Below are 25,425 nucleotides of genomic sequence, written 5' to 3' on the forward strand. Positions count from 1 at the left end.
AACGATCCCACTGTCCGTCCTTTCTTTTTGCCATCTTACCAATAATCCTCAAATGAAGCAATCATGATATCCCTGTAAAAAAGGATAAAGCACTTTTGTTTAATTATTAATTTTGTTAGATGAAAGGGTAAAACCCCTGTGTGTCTGGGGTTTCTGTTTTGTGATATAATTGACTACACCTACCTACAAGTCTACATATTTGAATATTTTAAAAAAGCGAAGATTACCAAAAGAAATAGGGAGGATAACGGTATCAGCATAAAAGAAGTTTTTGCGAAGCCAAAATGTGGGTGAACCCGCCTCTGGCGGACGAAGCTTTTATGCTGTGTTAGGCGATGCAGCGGGCTTTCTCTATTGTTCTTCATGATCATTTTCGTGATGCCCAACACGGCGAGCATAACCGGCTGGCAATGAAGCGCAGCGGAATTGCCAGTCCGAGTTGATGCGATTGTTATGGGAGATGTTTCAGATCCTCCAGATCCTTATACCTGCCACATGCCTGCTTGTTAGTCTTAAGATCCTCAATCGAAATGAAGTTCACCGATATGCCATCTATATCTATTACCTCTCGGCGCAAATAGCATTCATCGAAGTTTACACCAGAGGCTCCCGTTATTACTTCGATCCGGATGGGGGGAATCCCCATTCGGATAATCTTGTCCTTTTCGATGAACAAATCTTTAATCGCCTCTCTTTCCGGCATCCCAAAGTCACGAAGCACCTGTGCCATCTTTCTGGCATTTAGTTCGCTGACCGCGATCCAAATATCCATGTCACCAGTGGCACGCGGATAGCCATAATACCCCACAGCATATCCACCAATCATAAGGTACTCAACGCTGTGTAAGTTCAGCAGTCTCAAGAAATCTTTGAAGTCTGGATGTAGTTCGATCTGTGCCATAGACCATCCTTCGGTTAATCTCGATTGCATTCAAACGGTCGGCCTTTCCAAGGGACAGCCAGTACTGTTTCTCTTCCACAAATTCATCAAGGGAAGAGACAGTAAGTCGTGTTTTATCCAAGCGAGGCATTTCAATATCCATGTCTCATTATTCCTTGCGTTTTTCCCATAACGTAAAGCTGAGTGGCTGGGCAACGATAACAGAAAAACTATGATAAAGATAAAAACTACCGGTTAAATACTGCCTCTCAAAAACCGGCACGGCTTTGCCCAGTCTATCTCCAGCGCCTGGTTGGGCCTTATTTCTTTCCTGAGTTGAATTGAATTACTTTTTCCCAATGAATTGCTCCGGTTGAATCGCAAAACATTTCCATAAATTCAAGGGAAAACTTATTGATAACCTTGCTGTCTTCTTCAAGAAATTGATCGTTTTTCTCTTTTGCTCGATGCCCAAGAGGTTCGATAATTTCAGTATATAAGTTGTCGTTGCCAGAAATAAAGGCCCAAAATCTTTGTCCACACAATTTCAGGTATTCGCCTTTGTCGGGATTGTTGTCTTTGCCGTAACAACAACCATTGACTGCAATAACATTGAGAGATGAAGCAATGTTGGTTCCCAAAATACGCTTGGCCTTGCTAAAATTATCCTTCATTTTATTGATCTGGCTTGAGTTACCCCAGTTTGGCCCAGATTTAATGGAAACAATGTATTTAGCACTATCTTTTTCAAGCTCTAAGTCAATTCCTTCGGCAGAGGATTTGCTGCCATGATAAACATAGTTGCAAATATAAATTGCTAATCCTTCGAGAAAGCTACCGAATAATGTTTCTTCTTGTGAGGATAAATGAGCATCAAGAATCGTTTTTATAAAATCGCCAGCGGTAGTGATATGCTTGACCTTGAAAAGATAAGGATTTTTACGCTTGAGTACCGCTTTCAATTTGAGTTTCTTCAACTTTTCTATTCGGTTGTGATGAAACTCCGGTATCTTTCTCTCGACATACTCCGCTATTTTTTCTTTGGTTATTGGTTTTTCTTTGGTTATTGGTTTCATATTCAGCTTCGTCCTCGCATATTCTGTACTGATACTGGGCTGTCCTTTTTTGTGCAAGTTTGCAATATTCAGGAAGAACATCAATGCCCACGGAGTTTCTGTTTAAGTTTTGGGCCACCTCTGCGGTAGTGCCGGAACCGGCAAAAGGGTCAAGTACCCAATCGTACTCTTTTGTGAACAATTTAATAAACCATTCCGGTAGAGATTTTGGGAAAACTGCGCTGTGATTTTTGTTGTAACACTCGGTTGCAAAATGCAAAACATTTGTAGGATAAGCCACGTCTCGACCTACCCAGTTTGAAATATTCTTGCCAAACCCGCTATTAACTTTTGATTCATCCCTGGTACGGTCAGTGTCGCTGAGTTTTTTTAAGCGAGTTTTTGCCCAATCACCCATAGTAACCATGACTTCTTCCTGGTACATATTGAACTTCTTGGATTTGTTAAATTGCAGACAACGTTCCCATGAGTCTCTAAAGCGGTTCGGCCATTTTCCAGGGAAACAATTCTTTTTATGCCATACAAACTCCTCTGTCCAAAGCCACCCCTGCTTACGTAAGGCTAATATTAACTCTATTACGTATGTATGGCGTTCTCCATTGACCGCTTTTTCTTTTATGTTGAGAACAAAAGTGCCATCTATCTTTAGAACCCGAAGGAATTCTTTTGCTCGTGGCAAAAACCATTCAACATATTCATTTGGTTTGATGCCGCCGTATGTTTTACTTCTACTATCTGCATACGGTGGTGAAGTGATAATTAAATTAAAGAAATTATCTGGATACCGTTTAAGCACCTCTAAGCAGTCACCATTTTCTATTTTTGTTTTAATTTGTTCCATAATGTCTCCCTTTTCCGTTTCATGGAATGGGGTGATTATAAACTATTATTGCAAGAATATCTTTATCTATTTTTTCCGGGCATGGAGCATAGTTTCAAGAAGCCCAATGCCGAGTTGAGCTGCAAAATTGCATGCATAACGGATACGAAGTGGCTGGTTATGCAGGCAATTTTGTCAGCTCGAACGATTTGTTCACGCCGCTTGCGGCGGGGACAAATCGGAAGAGCGTAGCTCAACTCGGCATTCACGCCGCCGCAGGCGACGTGAACAAAAAGCTAAGCGGGATGCCGGCTTTATGGCCGATCCGCTTCAGCGACTGGTTACATGGCCTTTACTTTAGCCGCTCAAACTCAATCTTGTAGGCTCTCTGCCCGTCAACCGCTTTCCATATTTCCATATTGGGTAGACTCTGACCCGCCAATTCCATTATTTCCTCTTCGTCCTTGCGAGACATACGGCAGCCGAGATATATAGCTCCGAATACCTCCGAAGGCTCCCTGAAATCGATGGCGCCGCCCAGAGGATGCGTTTCATCGGTTATTGACACCCTCCACTCATTCTCGTAACGCCAGTCCTCACCTTTTACTAAAAGAAGGTCGCCCTCGCGTCTTCCCATATCTATTCGATTTATGCACAGTGCATGATCTACCCACTCCTCTTCGGCCACGAGTACTGGGTACTCTCTGGAATACCTCACTTTCTTCGCTGCCAAAAGAGGGACATCGAGTTTATCGATTGCATTGAGCTTGAAGACGGCTCCGGTGTGTGATCCTGTGTAGTGCGACCACATCAACAGATTGTCGTTCTCTTCTGCTAAACACAACACTCTCGTCTGAAAACGTGCACGCCTTGTCTCTTCATTGAACTCCGCAAGGGCGCGCTGGCCTGCCTGAATAATCTGTTGTCTGATCGTCTCAGCATTTCGCCGGAATGCTTCTCGCGGTATTACATCTTTATTTTTTTTGAACAGAACCAGAATGGTGCCAAAAGGGTGCGTCTCATCATATTGAATATCATCTCGTTCCCAGATGTACGTCTCGAATCGTTTTACGAGCAGTTCAAAAATGGCTTCAATGCGAGACTCCTCAAAGAATGCAAATCTGTGGTCGAACGGATCATTGAAATCGACGGGGCAAGACCATCTCAGTGTGTGATTCTGGATTATCGACTTGGCAATTTTATTTGTCACATACTTAAAGAAGCAATCTCTATCGTGGTATCTCGGCATTATCTTTCTATCATGTAACGACAGAATTGAGGGGGCGGGAAGCGCATACTGAAGATAGAACTATAGAGCCCCTATTTTGCGCTTACCGATGGCGGCGAAAAAAGCCGTAGCCTTTCCCGCTCCCTCTCGAATGATTTGTTCGGTGCTATATTTCAGAATTGAACTTTATATGATCTTCCATCGTTAGTTCTGGCTTCACCAAAGCCATGCCCCGTCCATTCACTGTAAGCAACAATTATTTCCATCATCAAAGTTGATGTTTTACTTTTAAGCAATGCATAAGCTTGGCTTTTACCTCCAGACGATATACCGTAACCAAAACCTGTCGCAGTTGCGGCACCAGAAAAAGCTGTAGCTGTGCCAAAAGAAAAGGAAGCATTACTTACAGCACTATACTTTCCTTTCAAAACTTCGCCGTCAGGCATTACTACTGTTACAATCCGATTTAGTTCATTGTAATTGCCTTGTAATACCTGACCAGTTTGGAAATGCGTTATTTCAATTTTATGCACACACCCGGCTATTATAAAACTAAGCACAATCAATAAAAATCTTTTCATTTTTCTTTTCTTATTATAACACTGAACATTGAAGTCAGGGGGCAGCCAGGCCTGCCATTGACCTTTGCTACCGAACGTTCCACGCAATGTTCCGGATGGTATGCGTATGCGCGGCAACCTCTGCCAAAACCGCTGTGCCCCTGATCATACACGTGCACTCTACTATTAGGTTCTTTCATTTGCCTAAACGAAGATACTTCTGGAACTTCTCTTTTGCTGGCTCAAACTGAGCGACGAGCCAGGTAAGCTCCTTATGCTTTTCCGATACAATCTTGTTGTGATCGTAGCCTTCCGGATGTACTTGTGTAATGTCGCGATACTCGTCATTCCATCGTCCAAGATTACAGCTGTGTGTATAGATTTCGTCGATATATTCCCTGATTTCGGGTCCAAAAAGAAAATCCGCTTCAGATACAGACGTGCGAAACTCAAGAAGATCGCTTAGGCTTGCCTTAGCATCACGCGCGATGATGCGTAAAATTTTTTGAACTTCCTCGTATATGCGAAGTCTTCTCTCATATAGATCGAGCTCAAGCTTTTGCCGGTTGGTTCGCCACTGTTGCCAGGCAATATACGTCGCAACTGCTGCGATCACAGGCGTCAGCAGGCCCTTTGAAATTTCAATTATCTGTTCTATGCACATTTTGAAACCGAACGACTGAAATCAGCGGTGGCTGTAAGCCATCCGCTGGAGTGACTTGTTAGGCGCTGATTATCTTCTGCCCTTTTCATAAAATCAATAATCAAGTCTGCCCCCCATCCTACCTACTTTCTTCGGAAACTTTTCCTCTCCTACTCTCTAATTCCTCCAAGACTGATTTGATAATTTCGGTAGAATTTTTTTCATCTAATGATCGGTACTCTTCTACCTTGCGTTTGAAAGCCTCTGTCAATTCACGAGCCCACTCTTCGGGTACATTTTCGCTCTTACATATTACCTTAATATCCTCCAAAAGCCTTTTGAATACTTCGTTCTCAAGTATTCCCTTACTTTTAAACATTATGTCTTTTCCAATTGCATAAGAAACAAGCATATATTTGGCCAACCTGTTAATCTCTTCGTTCTTGATTTTCAATATCGCTTCTAATGACTTTCTTCTCATGGCTTCATCTGAATGTTTTTTATATTTACCCATTGCGGCCCATATAAGGAGGATAGACCACACGATTGGCTTCAAAACCCAAATCCACCCGTAATCGACAAAGGGTCGCTCCGGGGGCATGCCAAAAATAGCATCCAATAAGATCGTGATAGAAAAACAGGCAATGAACCATGCAGCGAACCCCGCAAATTTATCGCTTATGTCTTCCACGTTATCTCTCTCCTTTTTGAAGCTCTGATTTGCTTTTTTGCGACAGGGTAATGGCCTAACGTAGAATTAAGCCGCCGGGCCGCTACCATGCTATGAACCACAAAGGGAATCCCCGGTCGGCTTGAATGACTGGTTAGATGCTATCTATTCTCTTTTTTGTTAAGTTTGGACTTCTTTTGCCATGGATTACAGCTAAGACAGTTATTCTTTCTTCTTCAAGCAGATAGATTATTTTGTATGGAAACCTCTTGATGAGGTATTTTCTTGTTTCTTTATACTCTGCTGGACAAATCTTCGGATTTCTTTCTATGAATCTCAGCCCAGCATCAACCTGCAAAAGAAAGTCGTAGCCCAATCCTTGCCTTTTGTCTTCATACCAAGAGAAAGCTTCCTTCAGGTCATTTTCAGCCTCAAGCCTGATGATAACTCTATATCTCATTTTTTGCTCACTATTCTCTTGAAAACATCCTCCCACGGAGAACCTAAATCAGGATTCTGATGATACGCCTCTAATCTTTCATCGATTATCTTCTTTTCTTCTTCAGTTAATTCGACCGAGCCAGCTTCTACAGCTATCGTATCCCAAATGTCCTCTACCAGTTGAATTCTCTCTGGGATTGATAAATCAAGAGTATCAGTTACAGCAAGCGTTTTCATAATCCATATCCTCCTTTTTTCTTTTTCATCTAACAATTAATATACGTAATGTCTTACATACTGCCCGATAGTCGTCATATTTAAAAGAATGCAGCAAATTTAGACTGGTTTATCTGAAAAGTCAAAGAAATTTCTTTAAAATTTACCGATAATATGTTTATTATCACCCAATAAGTAATCGGTATATTATCGACCCTTTAACAGGGAGCTGTTTGTGAAAGAAATTTTGCCTGATTTCCAAAAGTATCTTGTTGAACATAAGCTCGTACCAGAGGGGCATGTTTCCTTTTATGCCTTGTGGACGAGCAAATTCCTTTTCTTTTCCAACAAGCATCAGGATAAATCAATAGTGCTTAGAAAGAGGCTTTTTCTTGATTCCCTGATGAAAGAGCAAAAGTTACAGGACTGGCAGGTGCATCAGGTGGAAAACGCCATCGGGCTTTATCTGAATCATTTTCTGTCCGGCGATGTTTCGTTATTGTCACTAAATGCTGAACCCGTTTTTCAGAACAGGTTTCCGGATTATCAGGAAATGCGGGAGACGCTCCGGGAGGCGATAAGAATCAAACATTATGCCTACAGTACTGAACGTACCTACATAGATTGGTTCCAGAGGTTTTATGCTTATGTTACCGCTATAAAAGGCAAAGATTGGCAAAAGGGTGGTGCTGATGAGACGGATGTCAGAGATTTCCTGAGTCACCTGGCCGTCAGGCAGAGGGTGTCATCATCTACTCAGAATCAGGCATTCAATGCTCTGCTTTTTCTCTTTCGGGAAGTACTCAAGATTAACCTCCAGGACCTCAGTAAAACAGTGCGGGCCAAAAGAGGGTCAAAGATCCCTGTCGTATTGACACAGGATGAAGTCAAACGGCTGCTTAACGAGATAGGGGGCAGAAATTTGCTCATCATCCAGATTCTGTATGGCACGGGCATGAGGCTCATGGAACTTGCCCGGTTACGTGTTCAGGATATCGATTTCGGTCTGAATTCGATTATTGTCAGAGCAGACAAGGGGGACAAAGACAGGATGACCATCATGCCTGAATTCGTAAAAGAAAGCCTGAAAGAACATCTTTCCAGGGTAAGGAAATTTCATGAAAAAGACTTGGAAATGAAACATGGCGAGGTATATCTGCCGGAAGGTCTTGACCGCAAGTATCCGAATGCAGGCAAGGAATGGGGATGGCAATATGCTTTTCCTTCGGCTACGCTTTCCGTCGATCCACGGACGGGGAAGGTGCGCCGCCACCATATAAGCCCCAGTTCCATACAAAAGATAGTGGCGGCGGCGGTGAAAAAAGCGGGGATTGCCAAACATGCCAGTGTTCATACGCTGCGCCACAGTTTTGCCACACATTTGTTGATGAACGGTGTAAACATCCGCGAGGTTCAGGAATTGCTCGGCCACAAGAACATTGAGACTACAATGATTTATACCCATGTTCTCAGGAATATGTCGAAAGCGCCGGAAAGTCCGCTGGACATACTCCTGCGGCAAGAGAAGGGGCATCCATCGCCATGACAGGGAATATACTAAAACTTGAAGATATTGATCTCAATTCCCAGTTCCGCCGTGCGCTTGAGCTGATGGAAGAGACGGATAAAAACATCTTCATTACAGGCCGGGCGGGTACCGGTAAATCAACGCTGCTTCAGTTTTTTCGTTACCACACAGGTAAAAATGCCGTGATTCTGGCGCCGACGGGCGTGGCCGCCGTCAATGTAGGCGGGCAGACCATCCATTACTTTTTTCATTTCAAACCGAATGTGACGCTGGCATCCATCAAAAAGAGAAAGAGCAAGGAAGAAGACAAACCGACAATTTACAAAAAGCTCACCGCAATTGTGATTGATGAGGTCTCGATGGTGCGTGCCGACCTGCTGGACTGCGTGGATAAATTCCTACGGCTCAACGGTCCCGATCCAAAAAGACCCTTCGGCGGCGTGCAGATGATCTTCATCGGCGATCTGTATCAATTGCCGCCCGTTGTCTCCAGCCGGGAAAAAGAGATATTCCGCGGGCATTATAAAAGCCCTTATTTCTTCAGCGCCGAAGTTTTCGGACAACTGGATATGGAGTTTGTCGAACTGGAAAAAGTTTACCGCCAGAATGATGATGAATTCATCCGTCTGCTCAACGCGATCCGTAACCGCACGGTTTCGGATGACGATCTGGCGCTGTTCAACCGCCGTTGTGATCCCTTGTTTGAAGCACCCGTCAATGAATTTTATATTTCGCTGACCAGCGTCAATGATACGGCCGATTCAATCAACGAGCGGCAACTTTCCCAATTGCCCGGCAAAATATGGAAAGCGCAAGGTCTGATCGAAGGGGAATTCGACAAGGAATATCTTCCGACAGCCTTGGAATTGAAACTGAAAAAGGGCGCCCAGATCATGCTCCTGAACAATGATTCCTACGGACGCTGGATCAACGGCACCATAGGCAAGGTAACGGGATTTAAAAAAGATGACGAAGGCGAAGAGATCATTACCGCCAGATTGGATAATGGCAATATTGTGGAAATCGGTTACTACACTTGGAAAATATACCGTTTTTTCCTGAAGAATGGGGAGCTTTGTTCCGAAGCCGTTGGCTCGTTTACACAATATCCGGTGCGGCTGGCCTTTGCCGTTACCATTCATAAAAGCCAGGGCAAAACCTTTGAGAAGGCCGTCATTGATGTGGGACGAGGCACTTTTGCTCATGGACAAATGTACGTGGCGCTTTCGCGCTGCGTGTCCCTGGATGGGATCATCCTGAAACAGCCGCTGAAAAAAAGCCATATTCTGATGGATTGGCGTATTGTTCAATTTCTGACGCGCATGCAATACGACAAGGCGGAACAAAAATGCTCTCATGAAGATAAGCTGGAGATAATTCATTCAGCGATCAAAGAAAAGAAAAATCTGAATATCCTTTACTTGAAAGCAAAAGACGAAAAATCGTGCCGCACGATACGTCCGCTTTTTGTCGGAGAAATGGAATATAAAGGGCATCCTTTTGTCGGGATGAATGCCTATTGCCTGACGCGTAAGGAAAAGCGCGTTTTTAACGTGGATCGAATCTTGGAAATCTGCTTTACGGAAAACAGATAAGTGCCAAGCGCCGGGATTTTGGTGCTACAGGGTCCGCCGTGCCTTCCGGTTTCTATATGTGACTCAGCGGTTCGACCAGCCTGAGATCGTCTTTAATGGGGCTGACCCCGTCCCAGCACTTCAGGCAGAGGTCTTTTCTGGGAATGTCGAGGGCGGCAACGAAGGCGTCAATGCTGTTGTATTTAACGGAATCGGCGCCGATCTGGTCCGCCATCCAGGCTTCCATATCCCTGAGTTGTTCCATGGTCAGGATATTGCCGGTCTTAAGGTAACGCCTGGCGGCCAGCTCTTCATAGGAACGGGTGGAAATCCCGAAATCGCAGGGATACATCAAGGGCGGACAGGCAATGCGAACGTGCACTTCCTTTGCGCCGGCCTTTTTTAAATCCCTGACCTTATGGAGAATCTGCGTGCCTCTTACGATGGAGTCGTCGCAAAGGACGACGCGTGTGTTTTCCACTGCGTAGCGAAGAACGGAGAGCTTGCGTTTAGCCATCTGCTCGCGGGCATGCTGTGTGGACTGGGTATAGCTCCGGTCGGCGTAACGGTTGTAAAGAAACACCTCCTGATACTTGATCCCAGATTGCTGGTGGTATCCGAGGGCATGGCCAATGCCGGACATGGGCACCGGCGCGACGATATCGGCTGCGATATACGCCTCGTCCATGTCCCGTTGGGCAAGGCTTTTGCCCAGGTTGTTCCGGGCTTCCTGGACATACAGGCCGTCAATAATTGAATCAATGCTGGCGGTGTATGCCCATTCAAAGGAACAGTGCGCTTTCCGGGGGGAGTCAAGCTGTTTCACAGAGTGAAAACCCCGGCCGTTGATCAGGACGATTTCTCCCGGTTTAATGTCGCGGTAGATCTCCATATCCATGTTCTGAAGCGCCCTGGATTCGGAGCTCACGGCATAGCGTCCGGCGTCCTGACCCAGGATTAAAGGACGAAATCCATAGACATCCCTCGTGGCATAGATCCCTTCCTCGGTCAGGATGACAAGAGAATAGGCGCCTTTGATCCGTTTTGAGAGGGCGGAGATGCCGGAGACCATGTCCGGCGCTTCCATAACGATCTTGGCAATGACCTCTGTGTCGTAGTCCCGGTAAAAGGCATGGCCATGATCCTTCATTTCCCGGATCAGTTCACCAGAATTGATGATATTGCCGCTGAAGGCAACGGATATCTGTCCGAGCCGTGATTGCCAGGTCATCGGCTGGCGTTCCGACAGGCTGACATGCCCGATGCCCGAGCTGCCGGACAGGTAGTTAAATTCGTTTTCGGTGAAAGAATTAGCCGCCTTGCCGTGATGGGTTACATGGCGGATCTGGCTGTCAAAGGTTGCAATGCCGCAGTATTCCTGCCCCCTGTGCTGTAGAAAGTCCATCCCCTGGTAGATATCCTGAATACAGGCCGCAGGGGAGTAAATTCCGAAAATGCCGCATTTTTCTCCAAATGATTTCATGTATTCGCCCCTATCTTTATTCGTAATCTATCGGATGTCTGCGTGGTAGTTCTGGAGCGATCTTGCCCTTCCGTGTCCTTCGCGGAAGGCGGCAATGCCCTTTACGGCCGCAACGGCTGCGGCCACGGTCGTGATATACGGTATTTTATACTTGATGGCGGCCTTGCGTATGTATGAATCATCATGAGTGCCGAGCCTGCCTGTCGGCGTATTGATAACGAGTTGTATCTCCCCGTTCTTTATTCCATCCACAATATTTGGCCGGCCTTCGTGCATCTTCAGAATCGGTTCGGATGCGATGCCGTTTGCGGCGAGGAATTGGCATGTCCCGCCCGTTGTCTTGATCTTGAAACCCAATTCCTCGAATCTTCGGGCCACTTCCAGAACGGCGTTTTTATCCTTCTGGTTTACCGTGATCAGCACCGTGCCTTCCCCGGGAAGCGTCTGCTGGGCCGCGACCTGTGCCTTGTAGAAGGCCAATCCAAAGGAATCGGCCAGTCCCAGGACTTCTCCGGTAGAGCGCATCTCGGGGCCAAGGAGAGGATCGACTTCCTGAAGCATGTTGAAAGGGAAGACGGCCTCCTTGACTCCGAAGTGGGGAAATGATTTTTGTTTCAGGTCGAAATCCTTAAGTTTTTTCCCCAGCATGACCTGCGTGGCAATGCGCGCCATCTGAATGTTGCAGACCTTGGAAACCAGGGGCACCGTGCGTGAGGCCCGCGGGTTGGCCTCCAGTATGTAAACCACATCGCCGGCAATGGCGTATTGAATGTTCATCAGGCCGACAACATTAAATTCAACGGCGATCTTGCGGGTATATTCACGTATGGTTTCGATATGCCTGGCGGGGATGCTGATAGGGGGAATGACGCATGCGGAATCGCCGGAATGGATGCCGGCCAGCTCGATATGCTCCATCACTGCCGGAACGAAAGCATCGGCGCCGTCCGAGATGGCATCCGCTTCCGCCTCAATAGCGTTTTCAAGGAATTTGTCTATCAGAATAGGGCGTTCTGGCGTCACGCCGACAGCGGCGGCCACATAGCGCTTCAGCATATCTTCGTCATAGACAACCTCCATACCCCTGCCGCCGAGGACATAGGAAGGCCTGACCATCAGGGGATAGCCGATTTCTTTCGCAATCCGGACCGCTTCATCCAGGGTGGAGGCCATACCGGACGCGGGCATGGGAATATTGAGCTTTTGCATCATCTTGCGGAAACGGTCGCGGTCTTCAGCCAGGTCTATGGTTTCCGGCGAGGTGCCGATGATTGTTGCTCCCGACTGCGCCAGTTCGGCGGCAATGTTCAGCGGCGTCTGTCCGCCAAACTGAACGACAACGCCCTCGGGTTTTTCTTTTTCATAGATGGCGAGTACATCCTCGACAGTCAGAGGTTCAAAGTAGAGCTTGTCCGAGGTGTCGTAATCGGTGGAGACTGTTTCAGGGTTGCAGTTGACCATGATCGATTCATAGCCTTCATCGCGCAGAGTAAAGGCGGCGTGGACGCAGCAGTAGTCGAATTCGATGCCCTGGCCGATCCGGTTCGGACCTCCGCCTAAGACCATGATCTTTTTCCGATTGCTTGTGGGAACGCTGTCAGGCGCATTGTAAGTGGAAAAATAATAGGCCGCATTTTCCACCCCGCTTACGGGGACGGCTTCCCAGCCTTCCACGACGCCGAGAGCAGTGCGGCGTTTGCGTATATCCGCTTCAGGGACATCCAGTATCTTTGCCAGATATCTGTCGGCGAAACCGTCCTTCTTGGCCACAATCAGCAGTTTGTCCGGCAGCATCTTTCCCTTATATTTGAGGATTTCCGTTTCCATCTCCACGAGTTCTTTCATCTGCCGGATGAACCAGTGCTTGATGTGGGTCTTCCGATGGAGGGTATCGCAATCGGCGCCTTTTCGCAGGGCCTCGTACATGATAAATTGCCTTTCACTCGAAGGCGCCGCAAGGAGGTCCATGAGATCTTCAAGGGGCTTGTCATGGAAATTCTTGACAAAACCGAGTCCATAGCGGCTTTTTTCCAATGAACGGATGGATTTCTGGAAGGCTTCCTTGTAGGTTTTTCCAATGCTCATCACCTCGCCTACCGCCCGCATCTGGGTACCGAGCTTATCCTCGGAACCGGGGAACTTCTCAAAGTCCCAGCGGGCGAACTTGACCACCACGTAATCGCCGGAGGGCGTGTATTTGTCGAGCGTACCGTCCCGCCAGTAGGGTATTTCATCGAGGGTAAGACCGGCAGCCAGCATGGAAGAAATCATGGCGATGGGGAAGCCCGTGGCCTTGGAGGCCAGAGCCGACGAGCGGGATGTCCGGGGATTGATCTCGATGACCACGATCCGGCCTGTTTCCGGATCGTGGGCGAACTGGATGTTGGTGCCCCCAATGACCTGAATTGCCTCGACGATATCATAGGAATATTTCTGCAGCCGCTGCTGCAATTCGGGGGCTATCGTAAGCATAGGAGCGGTGCAGTAAGAATCGCCGGTATGTATGCCCATCGCATCCACATTCTCGATAAAGCAAACGGTAATCATCTGGTTCTTGGTGTCACGGACCACTTCAAGTTCCAGTTCTTCCCAGCCCAAGACAGATTCCTCAATAAGTATCTGGCCGATAAGGCTCGCCGATAGCCCGCGGCCGGCCACTATTCTCAATTCTTCGAGATTGTAAACGAGCCCCCCGCCTGTCCCTCCCATCGTGTATGCCGGACGTATAACCACCGGGTAACCGAGCTGGATGGCGATCTTTTCCGCCTCCTCAACGCTTAAGGCGGCTTCGCTTCGGGGCATACCGATGCCGAGGCGTGTCATAGTTTCTTTGAAAGCGATCCTGTCTTCTCCCCGTTCGATAGCATCGACCCGCACGCCGATCACCTGAACGCCATACTTTTCCAGGACGCCGGCACGGGCAAGTTCGGAAGTAAGGTTCAGGCCGGTCTGTCCGCCAAGGTTCGGCAGGATGGCATCAGGACGTTCATTTTCGATGATTTCCGTCAGGGACTGGAGGTTAAGGGGCTCCAGGTAGGTGACATCGGCCATGCCTGGATCCGTCATGATAGTTGCCGGATTGGAATTGACCAGGACAATCTTGTACCCCAACTTTCGCAAGGCCTTACAGGCCTGGGTGCCGGAATAGTCAAACTCGCAGGCCTGGCCGATCACGATTGGCCCGGATCCTATGATAAGAACTTTATGGATGCTGTCGATTATTGGCATATTCAAATCTGTTCCTTCTGCCCGTCATGATGGCGACAGGCAAGTTATGCAGACATATTATCTGTCCGGGCGCTGGTCATGGCCGAGGCGTACTTCACGGAATTTGCATAGAACAGCCATTGCCTTATCCACATCTGCTCTATGGTTTCATCAAAGGTAGTAGTATCAAGGCACGATCTTGGCCCGGCAAAAATCACGGAAGTTGTTTACCGCAATAAAAAACTCCCGCATCATGATCAACCACGTATAACACCCCCGTCTGGTCAGGTAGAAACAGGGCGGGCGATAACGCAGATCGCCTGTTAGGATAAAAGCGGCAATATCAGGCCAGAGATATCTGTAAAACCTCCCACCGTATTTTTTGCGCAGGGCAGGGACATCCAGTTTCGTGCCGAAGAGCTTCATCAGGAAATCATAACGTATCCTGTCTTTAAGGGAAAAATTACCGGAGGCCAGCAGAGGCAATTCCCCCTGGTTTACCGCGGCGATATATTCCTGGATGTCAAAGGTATTTGCATAACACCTGCCGTTTAAGTATCCGATGGATCCGCTGCCAAGCCCCGCATACTCGTCATAATCAACGATATACTCGTCAATAATGGAGACTGTTTTTGTTCTGGAGAAACACCAGGCCGAGGAGAAGCGGTATGCCGGCGCCAGCCGTTTTACAATTTGGCGGTAAAACTGTTTTTCTCTGTCGTAATCCACCTGTCCCAGTGTCTTATTGATTACCCCTCGTGTGGAATCGGAAACCATCAGCGGATAGTAGGTGATCTGATCTACCCCTGTTTCCATCAGGATGTCCAGGTCCCTGTCGAGCCCTGCCATGCTCTGAGAGGGAAAGTTAAAGATCATATCCGCATTGAGGGTAGCAAACAGTCCCAGGGTCTGCTTCAGCCGTTCCGTAATGACCTCGCCGCTTCCGTATTTATCATACCGTTCCATCTCCTTCAGGAGACCATCGTCAAAGCTCTGTACACCCACCGAAAGGCGACTTACACCGGCCCGCTTCAAAACCGCCATATTTTTATCTGTCAGATGGTTCGGGTTTGTCTCGACGGAAATTTCCTCGATGCGAAAACAATCCCTCGCCAGGGCTATTGTTTCTTCCAGTTCGTCAATCAGGATGGTCGGGGTTCCCCCTCCCACATAGAGGCCGCAGAAGTCGCAGCCCTTTTCTCTATAGAGCAGTATCTCTTTCCGGAGGGCACGGAAGTAATTTCGGCAAAGGGTATCTTCAAAGACGACACGATGGAAAGAACAGTAAGGACAGAGCCTCTCACAGAAGGGGATGTGAATATAGAGAAGTCTTGGCTTCCTAAGGCTACAGGTAGGGATATCCGGCTTCACCCCATCTCTGAATCTCATCGCCCTGGCAAACTTCTGCCGGGCTTTCCTGGTAATGATGTCATGAATTCTCGGTATTAATCTCATCAATCAAAGCTGTACCTCGCCATTCACTCCATCCCTCTCCCCGCCGGGGAGAGGGGAAGGGTGAGGGGCAAAATTTCAAATATCTTTGGCTAGTTTTAGGAAACTAACAGAGATACTGAAAATTATCAAGGGTATTTAAAAAGTCATAAATCCACCACCTGTTTTGCCCTTATTCATCATTGAAATAATACCTCCGAGGTGCTATATTTTCAAAAAGAAATGGTCTTACACGGGAGAAGTGCCGATGTGCAGAACGAGAATCTTAACACTGTGGAGCGATGAGGGGATAAATGGAGAAGAGGCGCAAATCCTGAGAAAACCCTCCGTGGATGTACCGATCCCCATTGATAGCAATGAGCAAAGAGATATCAAAACCCTGGTCAATGCTTTCCTCGAAAGGGATGATGCATTAGGTCTGGCGGCCCCGCAGGTTGGAATTAAAAAAAGAATTATAGTTTTTCGAACTAAAGGATTTAACGAGAAAGAACGGATAAATAGTGAAAATGACTATGACGTCCTGATAAATCCCCGGATCACACAGTTCCGGGGGGAAGAGGTGTCAGCGTTCGAGGGATGTCTCTCATGTCCTGAAATCAAGGTCGAGGTTAGCAGATTTTCTGAAATTAAGATACGGGCTCACGACCTCAATGGTCGTAAAATAAGCAAACGATATACCGATTTTCTTGCCCGCATCGTACAGCACGAAATTGACCATCTGGAAGGGAAACTTGTCATTGACTATGAAGGAACGGTGTACTTTCCCAGGAAGAGGCAGGAATTCTTCGCCTGGTTATTTCAAGAAAAGTTAAAGGAAGCATAACATGTCTAAACCGAATCCAGGGGACAGAAAATATGCAAAAGAACATACCTGGGCCCTGGATAATAAGGACGGTTCGGTTACAGTGGGTATCACCGATTATGCCCAGGAACAGCTCACGGATATTGTTTACGTGGAGCTACCGGAGATCGGGAAAAAAGTGAAGCAGAGGGAAACATTAGCCGTCTTAGAGTCGGTTAAATCGGTATCTGATGTCTATGCACCGGTCAGCGGAGAGGTGATCGAGGTCAATCACAGGCTGGACAATCAGCCCGATCTCATCAATCAGGACCCCTTTGGAGAAGGCTGGATAGTCAGGCTTAAAATGGACGATGCCAGCAAACTGGACACACTCATGGATGCCGCCACTTATGATGCATTCATTACATGACAGGTCATAAGTCATATGTCATATGTCAGTTTCCCTAAAAGAGCCAAAGTTGGCTGAGATACTGAGGTTTTTGGGTCTGCTTGTCTGATAAGGATTTATAGTATAACGTGGCACAACGGAAGCCGTACTGGCTCAAGGTGAGGCTGCCCAGCAGCCTTCAATTTAAGCGGGTAAAGGGAATCCTGAGGCAACTTAAGCTGCATTCGGTCTGCGAGGAAGCACTCTGTCCCAATATTACCGAATGTTTTCATTCAGGAACAGCTACTTTTTTGATTCTCGGCAATACCTGTACACGAGGCTGCCGCTATTGCCACATAACGCCCGGCAGACCACAGGCTGTGGATGAGAAGGAACCGGAGCGACTGGTTGAGGCTGTTAAAACGCTGGGTTTGCAGTATGTCGTCATTACCTCGGTTACACGTGATGATTTACCAGAGGGAGGAGCGGAGATATTTGCTCGATCTGTGGAATCTTTGCACTGTGAAATCCCGGACTGTAAAGTGGAAGTACTTGTCCCTGATTTTCAGGGTAACCGGGAGGCCCTGGAACGGATCATATATGCCAGACCTGATGTAATTAACCATAACATGGAAGTAGTCCCCGCCTTATTCAGAGATCTTCGTCCTCACGGACACTATGAGGTTTCTCTGGAACTGCTCCATCGGGTACACCAACACAATGTTGTAACCAAGTCAGGATTTATGGTCGGGTTCGGGGAAAAACAGAGAGATATCCTAAGACTACTCCGTGACCTGAGCCTGGTTAATTGTGAATGTTTAACCGTTGGGCAGTATCAACAACCAACCCGTAACCACTGGCCGGTCAAGAAGTATTACTCTCTTGGTGAATTTGAGGAAATCAAAAAGATGGCCTACGAGATGGGATTCAGATATGTTGAATCTAGCCCTCTGGTGCGCAGTTCTTATAGGGCAGCTTATGCAGGGCAAAGGGCGAGGGGTGACGAGGATTAGCCATGTCTGAAACTTTTGACTTAGTCGTCATTGGTGCAGGTCCTGGTGGCCATGCAGCGGCTGAACATGCTGCCAGATGGGGAGTCAGGGTGGCCATTATCGAAAAAAACCTCTGGGGTGGCACGTGTACCCATCGGGGTTGCATCCCTACGAAAGCCCTGCTGGCCTGCAGCAGGCAATACGCAGACCTTAAAAGAGGGAAGCGTATGGGAATTAACGTGGGTAAGACATCCTTTGATTTTTCGGCGATAAAGCGACATCAGCAGCACGCGGTTAATATCTCGGCACTCGGTGTAGAGAGATCGTTAAAAGATGCCGGGGTTGAATTGAAAGTCGGAGAGGGAAGAATCCTCTCCCCTCATGAGGTACAATGGATCTCAGCGGAAGGGGAGATAAATCGTCTCCAGGCGGAAAATATCATTATTGCCTGGGGTTCAGAACCTCTTCTCTTGCCCGGCGTGGAAACTTCAAAACGCATTTTAACTTCTGACGGCTTCCTGGCACTGGAGAAGTTGCCCGAAACCGTTATCATTGTGGGGGGAAGTGCCATAGGTGTGGAATTTGCCACATTCCTGGCCGAGCTTGACGTCAGGGTAGGCGTGATCGAACTTATGGATCAATTGCTTCCCCTTGAAGATCAGGAAGCCGCCAGTTTCCTGAAGCAGAATCTAACCGGTCTGGGTATTGACATCCACACATCAACAAAGGTGGAAACGCTTCACGAGGTACCCGATGGGATTCTGGTAACGGCAACTCAACAGTCTCGGACACTTGAACTAACAGCCGAATATGCCCTGGTCTGTACCGGCAGAAAACCCTCATTAAGGACCGATGAATTGAATCAACTGGGCATTCAATATGATCACAGGGGTATTTTTGTGGATGGGTGTCAGATGACAAATGTGGAAGGTATATATGCGATTGGTGATGTGACCGGGGGGATTATGCTTGCCCACCGTGCGATTCAGCAGGGCAGGGCTGTTGCCAGTCATCTTTACGGAGATCGCTCGGTGACGTACAGAGAGGACGCTGTACCTTTTGTTGTTTATACACATCCCAATGTCGCCAGGGTCGGTTTAACAGAAAAACAGGTTAAGGCAGATGGTATAGAGCCAGAGGTAAGAAGATCCCACTACGGTGCCAATATCATGGCCCGTGTGGAACTTCGAGGTAATGGGTTTGTGAAGGCCCTGTTTCATAAGGATATGCTCGTCGGGGTTACGATCGTTGGCGAACAGGCATGTGAACTCATTGCTCCGATGAGCCTTGCCGTGGCCAATAGTATGAAAAAAAAGGAATTGAGAAAATGGACGCTTCCTCACCCGACCTTAAGCGAGGTCCTGAGCTTGTTTTAAAGACATGAACACGTACCAATTTTCCTATGACAGAGAAATGCCTGAAAGAGACATTGTGTGTCCGGGGAAGGGACGTTTGCTAATAAATCCTGAAGGGACTGAAATCGGTTTGATAGTCATAGAAGTCTTCCCGTTCTGCATCCTTGAGAAACCCGACAATAGTGTAAGTTACAGGTGTCATAAAGACCTCGATGGCGACCTTGAAGATATAATTTGCCATGATCAGACTCAACATTAGGGCGACGGGGAAAACCCCGAAAAGGGTGGCAATAATGACAAAAAAAAGCGTATCCACCCCTTCACCCACCAGGGTGCTCCCGATGGTACGTGTCCATAACCACCTTCCCCTGGTTAGGATCTTCATTTTGGCCAGAACAAAGGCGTTGGAGAATTCACCCATCCAGTAACCGAGAAGACTTGCCAGAACAATACCCCCCGATGTCATCCCTTGCAGGATGGCATCGTATGCGTTTTGGCCGGCATACCTTTCCCAGGTGGCTTCTCCAGGGAGGATCTTTACAATGTAAAAAATAATGCTTGAAAACGTAAGACAGGCAAATCCCGCCCAGATGACCCTTCTCGAACGTCTATAGCCATAAACCTCTGTGAGGATATCGCCAAAGATATAACTGAGGGGAAACAGGATCGTCCCCGCATCGAACGCCAATCTTACACCAAAGAGCGCAACGCCCCAGTCCACAATTTTGGCGGAAGAGGCGATATTACTGAGTATGAGAACAGTGACAAAAAGGACCATAATCAGGTCATAGTATTTGTACGTCTTCTTTTCCACCAACATATCCATCATCCATTTCTATGGTTCCAGATAACATATATTGCTCATCTTGCTTTTTCATTGCCTCTCGTATCTTTTGCAAAAGGTACCATGCTGTTGGATAAGAAACACCTATTTCTTTCATTAATTGCATGGCTGAAAATCCCTTTTTGTCTTGAGCAACTCGATATATTGCCCAATACCATTTCCACAAAGGTAAATTCCTGCTATGAAAGATGGTGCCTGATGTTACTGAAGCTTGATACCCACATTTCAGACACCAGTTTAATTTCCTTTCCGGTTGAAAATGTGATTCTCTTTCCTTGCATCGAGGACATACGAATCCTTCTGACCAGCGCTTTTCTTTGATAGGATTTGATAGGAACTTGCTTTCTCACGGGGAAAAGTATAGATGAGAGGAATATGTGTGTCAAGAGTAAAAGGCCAGAGGGTATGGGGGGAAACTGGTGATTACCATTGATGGTCCGGGCAGGGATGTCGAGTGGTTTTCTCCACACGAGACCGATGCTATCCGGAAGCAGATGGGGAAGTTTTTGTGAGTTGCAGGGCAAAGACGGCGAAATTTCTTGACTTCAGAAAGGTATGGATATAGTTTAATTAATGTAAGCGTTCAGCAATCAGCCGTCAGCTTTCAGTAAAAAACAGATGCTTAGACGAGCCCCCTCTTTTTGCTAAAGCAATGTTTTTATGGATAATACGTTACTTTTCTTTGTCTTGCTGATGGCTGACTGCTGAATGCTTACGTTTTTTTAATGGTGGTCTTAGATGGGCAAGAAGTCGTTGAGTAAGGTCTATGAGCCTCGCGAGTCAGAGGCAAAGTGGTACAAGTTCTGGTTTGATCACGGTTTCTTCCGGGCAGAGGACAAGAGTTCGAAGCCCCCATTTTCTATTGTCATTCCCCCTCCCAACGTTACGGGGATGCTCCACATGGGGCATGCCTTGAATAATGTTCTCCAGGACATCATCATCCGGTTTAAAAGGATGCAGGGGTATAATACCCTCTGGATGCCGGGGATGGATCATGCGGGAATAGCTACCCAGAATGTTGTTGAGCAGGAACTGGCGAGGGAGGGTATCACAAGACACGATCTCGGTAGAGAAAAGTTTATTGAGCGAATATGGGAGTGGAAGGCAAGATACGGGGGTGTAATCATCAACCAGCTCAAGCGACTGGGGTGCTCCTGTGACTGGTCTCGGGAACGCTTTACCATGGATAAGGGCTTATCCAGGGCGGTGCGGGAGGTCTTCGTCAGGCTGTATGGCAAGGGTCTGATATATCAGGGTGATTATATCGTAAACTGGTGCCCCCGCTGTCACACCGCTATCTCAGACCTTGAGGTGGAATATAAAGAGGAAGAGGGTTTTCTCTGGCATATCCGCTATCCCCTTGCGGATAGTAATGTAGCGCTTGTGGTGGCCACGACGCGACCGGAGACGATGCTTGGTGACACGGCAGTTGCCGTTAACCCGAACGATGAACGATACAGGGATAAAATCGGGAAAGAGGTGATCCTGCCCTTGGTCGGCAGGAAGATACCTATCGTTGCCGACGATTATGTGAGCATGGAGTTCGGTTCCGGGGCGGTGAAGGTCACCCCTGCCCATGATCCCAATGACTTTGCCATTGCGGCAAGACACAAACTCGAAGCCATCAAGATCATGGACGGCGATGCCGTGATCAATGAACGGGGAGGTCTTTATCAGGGGCAGGATCGCTACGAGTGCAGGGGAAATATCGTCGGGGATCTGGAGAAGGAAGGATTCCTCGTCGGCAAGGAACCTTATATCCACCGTATCGGACAGTGTTATCGGTGCGGGACAGACATTGAGCCGACCATTTCGAGACAATGGTTTGTCAAGATAAAACCCCTGGCGAAGATGGCGAGTACGGCCGTGGTCAAAGGGAAAACGAAGATCGTACCCGCCACCTGGGAGGCGACCTATTTTGAATGGCTGAACAATATCAGGGACTGGTGTATTTCGCGACAGATATGGTGGGGGCACAGAATTCCCGTGTGGTATTGCGACAACTGTGGAGAGATGATTGTCTCCGCCCGGGATCCGGATAAATGCCCTTCCTGCGGTGAAATTAGCTTAAGGCAAGAAGAGGATGTCCTGGATACCTGGTTCAGCTCCGCCCTCTGGCCCTTTTCCACCCTCGGATGGCCGGACAAGACCGGGGCATTAAAGGCATTTTATCCCACCTCTGTTCTGATTACCGGTTTTGATATCCTCTTTTTCTGGGTGGCCAGGATGATGATGATGGGGCTGTACATCATGAAGGATGTACCCTTCAGGTACGTGTATCTCCACGCCCTTGTGCGGGATGAAAAGGGTGAAAAGATGAGTAAGTCCCGGGGGAATATTATAGATCCTATAGAGATGATTGATAAATATGGCGCCGATGCCTTCAGATTTACCTTAGCCGCCTTTACGGCCCAGGGCAGAGATGTGCGGATGTCCGAGGAGCGGATTGAGGGCTATAAGTTTTTTGTGAATAAGATCTGGAATGCCACTAAGTTCTCTCTGATGAATCTAAAAGACTACCCGGCGGGGGTTCATGTTGGAAGGGACGGGGAATCCCTTGCCGACCGCTGGATTAAGGACAGACTGAATGCAACCATTACCGAGATAATCAGTGCCCTCGATGAGTATCGCTTTAATGAAGCGGCCACAAGTATTTATCAGTTTATCTGGCACGAACTCTGCGACTGGTACCTGGAGATGATAAAACCCGTCCTCTACGGGAGGGGGAACCCTGTAGGGAGACTTGCCGCCCAGCATACGTTGTTTACCGTATTAAAAACTTCTCTGAAACTACTTCACCCCTTTATGCCCTTCGTTACCGAAGAGATATGGCAGGCCCTGGTCAACAATGGCAGCTCCATTATGGTTAGTGAATTTCCTTCTGCCGATGATGACAATCGGGATCCGGAGGCAGAAAAAAAGATGGCCGTTATTATGGAGGTGATCAGTAAGATCAGGAATATCAGGGGCGAGATGAATATAGCGCCGTCGCAGAGGATAAAGGTGATTATCTCTGTCCCGGATAAGGAATTGAGTGCCGTTATAGAAGAGGGGAAAGATTACATCGTGGATCTGGCCCATCTCGAGACCCTGACCATCAGGGGTGATGTGGGAGAACCGAAGGGTGCGGCGACGGGTGTCGTCGGTTCCATGCGGATCTTTGTTCTGTTGGAAGGGATGGCCGATATTGCCGCAGAGAAGGCAAGACTCGAAAAGGAAATAGCGAAGGTGACCAGGGAACTGACCTTTGTCTCGAAAAAACTGGCCAACCGTGATTTCCTGACAAGGGCTGCGGAGACAGTGGTTAAAAAGGAAGAGGAGAAATTCAGGGAACTGAGGGATAAACATGTTATGCTGGAGGCAGCCATCAGAAAGGTTCGGGAGATGGGAATGGAGACCCTAAGCACGAAATCCTAAATCCTAAACAAACTCAAATGGCCAAAATTAAAAATTCAAAACAATATGATTTGGAAGAGCGCACCTTGAAATTTATTAGAGTAAAATAGTTTTGAAATTTGGATTTGTTTTAGGATTTAGTGCTTAGTAGGATTTAAGAAAAAGGGGCGTGGCGAGTGATCTCGTATTTTATGAAATCTATCGTACCCTGGCTGATACAGGCAGCCCTGGAAGAGGATGTAGGGACAGGGGATGTTACAACTGGTGCTGTGCTTACAGGTGAAGAAGTTGGTTATGCGCAGGCGGTGGCCAGATCGGCGCTGGTGGTGGCGGGGATAGATATTTTCAAAGAGGTTTTTCTCTTCTCGGATGGAGATTTAAAGTTTACTGGCGAGAGGGAAGATGGTCAGATGGCGGCACCGGGTGATGTCTTGGCGGAAATCTCCGGGAAGCTCAGCACCATTCTGACGGCGGAGAGGGTGGCCCTCAATTTTTTTCAGAGGATGTGTGGCATTGCCACATTGACGAGACAGTATGTAGACGAGGTCAAGGGGACACAGGCAAAAATCCTGGATACGAGGAAGACGGTGCCGGGTCTCAGGGTTCTTGACAGGTATGCCGTAAGGATCGGAGGTGGTTTTAACCACCGGTTTGGCCTGTATGATGGTGTCCTGATCAAAGACAATCATATCGCCGCGGCAGGTGGTATATCCTGTGCTGTGGCCAGGGTTCGGGATCGTATTCCCCATACATTGAAGGTGGAGATTGAAGTCAGGAATCTGAGGGAGGTTGAAGAGGCCATTGCTTCGGGGGTGGATGTGATTATGCTCGATAACATGAGTATCGGTGAGATGAGGGAAGCGGTTTCCCTCATCAGGGGAAGAATACCACTTGAGGCATCGGGAGGTGTCAACCTTTCCAATGTGAAACAGATTGCCGAGACGGGAGTTGATCTTATCTCGGTAGGCGCACTGACCCACTCCGTAACGGCATCGGATATATCCTTGCAAATCAGGGAACAGAGGCCAGGAAACAGGGATCGGGATTTGAAGGATTAATAACCCATGACCCATAACCTGCTGTGGATAACGGAAAACTGCCGGTGGATTTTAGTGAAGACATCTTAAGGGACCTTCTCTCGAGAAAACTGATAGGGAGCAGCGTACACTTCTTCCGTGAAGTCGCCTCCACAAACGATGTTGCCTTCAAGCTTGCCTTAAAGGGTGCTTCCGAGGGGACCGTTGTCGTTGCAGATGCTCAGACAAAGGGAAGAGGTCGTTTGAGTAGGGCGTGGCAATCACCTGCGGGCTGTAATCTGTATACGTCAATCATCATAAGACCCCCCACGGAACCTGCCCGTGCTTCCCAGATTACCCTTATGGCAGGCGTTGCTGTAGCCGAGCTTCTCTCCTTCTATTGTCCTTCTGTTACCCTTAAGTGGCCGAATGATGTGCAGGTCGGCGGGAAAAAGGTGACCGGTATCCTTGCGGAGATGCGGACATCCGGGAAAGGGATTGATTTTATCATTGTGGGGATCGGTATCAATATTAACATGAAAAGGGATGCATTCGGGGAGGCTATTCAAGATATTGCAACATCCCTGAGAGAGGAAACAGGGGGCGATATCTCCCGCCTTGATTTGACCGTTAAATTGTACGATAGTTTTGAAAGATGGTATAAAAGGTACATCAGGGAGGGATTCGATCCGATAAGGGATATGTGGCTCAAATACGATATCATTAAAGGAAGACATATCCAGGTGATGTCTGGAGATGAGGTGCAGAGAGGGGAAGTAGTGGGTATTGATGGAGACGGGTCGCTCCTCCTGCTTAATGAAAATAACATTACCCGGCGGATCATAGCCGGTGATGTTTCCATCATAAAGGGTTAA

The 25,425-nt window shown here is 47.6% G+C and carries 24 protein-coding genes; 9 read left to right on the forward strand and 15 right to left on the reverse strand.

The window, feature by feature from the left end:
• Positions 1-451 precede the first annotated feature (451 nt).
• The 10 genes from QMD03_00225 to QMD03_00270 form a co-directional block, all read right to left on the reverse strand.
• Entirely contained in the window at positions 452-826 is a 375-nt protein-coding gene (locus QMD03_00225) for a hypothetical protein (GenBank protein ID MDI6775661.1), read from the reverse strand.
• Positions 827-833: 7 nt separating this feature from the next.
• Complete coding sequence (locus tag QMD03_00230) at positions 834-1,043, reverse strand: hypothetical protein (protein ID MDI6775662.1); 210 nt, start codon at positions 1,041-1,043, stop codon at positions 834-836.
• 157 nt (positions 1,044-1,200) lie between these two features.
• The gene (locus QMD03_00235; protein MDI6775663.1) at positions 1,201-1,929 is read right to left on the reverse strand and encodes a PmeII family type II restriction endonuclease; all 729 of its coding nucleotides are present in this window, start codon (positions 1,927-1,929) and stop codon (positions 1,201-1,203) included.
• Positions 1,820-2,797 carry a site-specific DNA-methyltransferase gene (locus QMD03_00240; GenBank protein MDI6775664.1) on the reverse strand — a complete coding sequence of 326 codons (978 nt, stop codon included), beginning with the start codon at positions 2,795-2,797 and terminating at the stop codon, positions 1,820-1,822. The genes QMD03_00235 and QMD03_00240 overlap by 110 nt, the downstream gene beginning before the upstream one ends.
• A 331-nt stretch (positions 2,798-3,128) precedes the next feature.
• Positions 3,129-4,025 (reverse strand): DUF2971 domain-containing protein, encoded by an 897-nt coding sequence (locus QMD03_00245; protein MDI6775665.1) that lies wholly within the window; start codon positions 4,023-4,025, stop codon positions 3,129-3,131.
• A gap of 152 nt (positions 4,026-4,177) precedes the next feature.
• Positions 4,178-4,585, reverse strand: a complete 408-nt coding sequence (locus QMD03_00250; GenBank protein MDI6775666.1) for a hypothetical protein — start codon at positions 4,583-4,585, stop codon at positions 4,178-4,180.
• A 175-nt stretch (positions 4,586-4,760) separates the two neighbouring features.
• Entirely contained in the window at positions 4,761-5,228 is a 468-nt protein-coding gene (locus QMD03_00255) for a hypothetical protein (protein MDI6775667.1), read from the reverse strand.
• A 118-nt stretch (positions 5,229-5,346) separates the two neighbouring features.
• Positions 5,347-5,898, reverse strand: coding sequence for a hypothetical protein (locus tag QMD03_00260; GenBank protein MDI6775668.1), 552 nt, complete (start codon positions 5,896-5,898; stop codon positions 5,347-5,349).
• Between the two features lie 133 nt (positions 5,899-6,031).
• Positions 6,032-6,337 (reverse strand): type II toxin-antitoxin system RelE/ParE family toxin, encoded by a 306-nt coding sequence (locus QMD03_00265; protein ID MDI6775669.1) that lies wholly within the window; start codon positions 6,335-6,337, stop codon positions 6,032-6,034.
• Positions 6,334-6,555 (reverse strand): addiction module protein, encoded by a 222-nt coding sequence (locus QMD03_00270; protein ID MDI6775670.1) that lies wholly within the window; start codon positions 6,553-6,555, stop codon positions 6,334-6,336. The genes QMD03_00265 and QMD03_00270 overlap by 4 nt, the downstream gene beginning before the upstream one ends.
• A 214-nt stretch (positions 6,556-6,769) precedes the next feature.
• On the opposite strand from QMD03_00270, the gene QMD03_00275 reads away from it, so the two are divergent.
• Both QMD03_00275 and QMD03_00280 read left to right on the forward strand, forming a co-directional pair.
• Positions 6,770-8,080, forward strand: a complete 1,311-nt coding sequence (locus tag QMD03_00275) for an integron integrase (GenBank protein ID MDI6775671.1) — start codon at positions 6,770-6,772, stop codon at positions 8,078-8,080.
• The gene (locus tag QMD03_00280) at positions 8,077-9,657 is read left to right on the forward strand and encodes an AAA family ATPase (protein MDI6775672.1); all 1,581 of its coding nucleotides are present in this window, start codon (positions 8,077-8,079) and stop codon (positions 9,655-9,657) included. The genes QMD03_00275 and QMD03_00280 overlap by 4 nt, the downstream gene beginning before the upstream one ends.
• Before the next feature lie 52 nt (positions 9,658-9,709).
• Here QMD03_00280 and QMD03_00285 read toward each other — a convergent pair whose 3' ends face one another.
• The 3 genes from QMD03_00285 to QMD03_00295 all read right to left on the reverse strand — a co-directional run bounded on the left by QMD03_00285 (position 9,710) and on the right by QMD03_00295 (position 15,781).
• Positions 9,710-11,119, reverse strand: a complete 1,410-nt coding sequence (locus tag QMD03_00285) for an amidophosphoribosyltransferase (GenBank protein MDI6775673.1) — start codon at positions 11,117-11,119, stop codon at positions 9,710-9,712.
• A gap of 27 nt (positions 11,120-11,146) precedes the next feature.
• Complete coding sequence (gene carB / locus QMD03_00290) at positions 11,147-14,347, reverse strand: carbamoyl-phosphate synthase large subunit (protein MDI6775674.1); 3,201 nt, start codon at positions 14,345-14,347, stop codon at positions 11,147-11,149.
• A gap of 165 nt (positions 14,348-14,512) precedes the next feature.
• Positions 14,513-15,781, reverse strand: coding sequence for a coproporphyrinogen III oxidase family protein (locus QMD03_00295; GenBank protein ID MDI6775675.1), 1,269 nt, complete (start codon positions 15,779-15,781; stop codon positions 14,513-14,515).
• A 244-nt stretch (positions 15,782-16,025) separates the two neighbouring features.
• On the opposite strand from QMD03_00295, the gene def reads away from it, so the two are divergent.
• The 4 genes from def to lpdA all read left to right on the forward strand — a co-directional run bounded on the left by def (position 16,026) and on the right by lpdA (position 19,315).
• Positions 16,026-16,601, forward strand: a complete 576-nt coding sequence (def, locus tag QMD03_00300) for a peptide deformylase (GenBank protein ID MDI6775676.1) — start codon at positions 16,026-16,028, stop codon at positions 16,599-16,601.
• 1 nt (position 16,602) lies between these two features.
• Positions 16,603-16,989, forward strand: coding sequence for a glycine cleavage system protein GcvH (gene gcvH / locus QMD03_00305; protein MDI6775677.1), 387 nt, complete (start codon positions 16,603-16,605; stop codon positions 16,987-16,989).
• A 107-nt stretch (positions 16,990-17,096) separates the two neighbouring features.
• A complete protein-coding gene (lipA, locus tag QMD03_00310; GenBank protein ID MDI6775678.1) occupies positions 17,097-17,960 on the forward strand; it encodes a lipoyl synthase in 864 nt (287 codons plus the stop codon).
• A gap of 2 nt (positions 17,961-17,962) precedes the next feature.
• Positions 17,963-19,315, forward strand: a complete 1,353-nt coding sequence (gene lpdA / locus QMD03_00315) for a dihydrolipoyl dehydrogenase (protein ID MDI6775679.1) — start codon at positions 17,963-17,965, stop codon at positions 19,313-19,315.
• 79 nt (positions 19,316-19,394) lie between these two features.
• Here lpdA and QMD03_00320 read toward each other — a convergent pair whose 3' ends face one another.
• Together QMD03_00320 and QMD03_00325 are read right to left on the reverse strand one after the other, a co-directional pair.
• The gene (locus QMD03_00320; protein ID MDI6775680.1) at positions 19,395-20,114 is read right to left on the reverse strand and encodes a queuosine precursor transporter; all 720 of its coding nucleotides are present in this window, start codon (positions 20,112-20,114) and stop codon (positions 19,395-19,397) included.
• A complete protein-coding gene (locus QMD03_00325; protein MDI6775681.1) occupies positions 20,080-20,304 on the reverse strand; it encodes an IS1595 family transposase in 225 nt (74 codons plus the stop codon). Before QMD03_00325 ends, QMD03_00320 begins: the two co-directional genes overlap by 35 nt.
• Before the next feature lie 572 nt (positions 20,305-20,876).
• On the opposite strand from QMD03_00325, the gene QMD03_00330 reads away from it, so the two are divergent.
• From QMD03_00330 to QMD03_00340, 3 genes are all read left to right on the forward strand, one after another.
• A complete protein-coding gene (locus QMD03_00330; protein ID MDI6775682.1) occupies positions 20,877-23,555 on the forward strand; it encodes a valine--tRNA ligase in 2,679 nt (892 codons plus the stop codon).
• Between the two features lie 170 nt (positions 23,556-23,725).
• A complete protein-coding gene (gene nadC, locus QMD03_00335) occupies positions 23,726-24,592 on the forward strand; it encodes a carboxylating nicotinate-nucleotide diphosphorylase (protein ID MDI6775683.1) in 867 nt (288 codons plus the stop codon).
• 44 nt (positions 24,593-24,636) lie between these two features.
• Positions 24,637-25,425: a biotin--[acetyl-CoA-carboxylase] ligase gene (locus QMD03_00340; GenBank protein MDI6775684.1), complete on the forward strand. Its 789-nt coding sequence runs from the start codon at positions 24,637-24,639 to the stop codon at positions 25,423-25,425.

It is taken from the genome of Syntrophales bacterium, from assembly GCA_030018935.1.
Lineage (GTDB): Bacteria > Desulfobacterota > Syntrophia > Syntrophales > CG2-30-49-12 > CG2-30-49-12.

Coding starts and splice junctions, on each gene's coding strand:
- QMD03_00250 (MDI6775666.1), bottom strand. CDS start 4,585: ATGAAAAGATTTTTATTGATTGTGCTTAGTTTTATAATAGCCGGGTGT.
- QMD03_00245 (MDI6775665.1), bottom strand. CDS start 4,025: ATGCCGAGATACCACGATAGAGATTGCTTCTTTAAGTATGTGACAAAT.
- gcvH (MDI6775677.1), top strand. CDS start 16,603: ATGTCTAAACCGAATCCAGGGGACAGAAAATATGCAAAAGAACATACC.
- QMD03_00285 (MDI6775673.1), bottom strand. CDS start 11,119: ATGAAATCATTTGGAGAAAAATGCGGCATTTTCGGAATTTACTCCCCT.
- QMD03_00270 (MDI6775670.1), bottom strand. CDS start 6,555: ATGAAAACGCTTGCTGTAACTGATACTCTTGATTTATCAATCCCAGAG.
- QMD03_00230 (MDI6775662.1), bottom strand. CDS start 1,043: ATGGATATTGAAATGCCTCGCTTGGATAAAACACGACTTACTGTCTCT.
- QMD03_00295 (MDI6775675.1), bottom strand. CDS start 15,781: ATGAGATTAATACCGAGAATTCATGACATCATTACCAGGAAAGCCCGG.
- QMD03_00265 (MDI6775669.1), bottom strand. CDS start 6,337: ATGAGATATAGAGTTATCATCAGGCTTGAGGCTGAAAATGACCTGAAG.
- QMD03_00280 (MDI6775672.1), top strand. CDS start 8,077: ATGACAGGGAATATACTAAAACTTGAAGATATTGATCTCAATTCCCAG.
- QMD03_00330 (MDI6775682.1), top strand. CDS start 20,877: ATGGGCAAGAAGTCGTTGAGTAAGGTCTATGAGCCTCGCGAGTCAGAG.
- QMD03_00255 (MDI6775667.1), bottom strand. CDS start 5,228: ATGTGCATAGAACAGATAATTGAAATTTCAAAGGGCCTGCTGACGCCT.
- QMD03_00240 (MDI6775664.1), bottom strand. CDS start 2,797: ATGGAACAAATTAAAACAAAAATAGAAAATGGTGACTGCTTAGAGGTG.
- nadC (MDI6775683.1), top strand. CDS start 23,726: ATGAAATCTATCGTACCCTGGCTGATACAGGCAGCCCTGGAAGAGGAT.
- QMD03_00225 (MDI6775661.1), bottom strand. CDS start 826: ATGATTGGTGGATATGCTGTGGGGTATTATGGCTATCCGCGTGCCACT.
- def (MDI6775676.1), top strand. CDS start 16,026: ATGTGCAGAACGAGAATCTTAACACTGTGGAGCGATGAGGGGATAAAT.
- lpdA (MDI6775679.1), top strand. CDS start 17,963: ATGTCTGAAACTTTTGACTTAGTCGTCATTGGTGCAGGTCCTGGTGGC.
- QMD03_00320 (MDI6775680.1), bottom strand. CDS start 20,114: ATGTTGGTGGAAAAGAAGACGTACAAATACTATGACCTGATTATGGTC.
- carB (MDI6775674.1), bottom strand. CDS start 14,347: ATGCCAATAATCGACAGCATCCATAAAGTTCTTATCATAGGATCCGGG.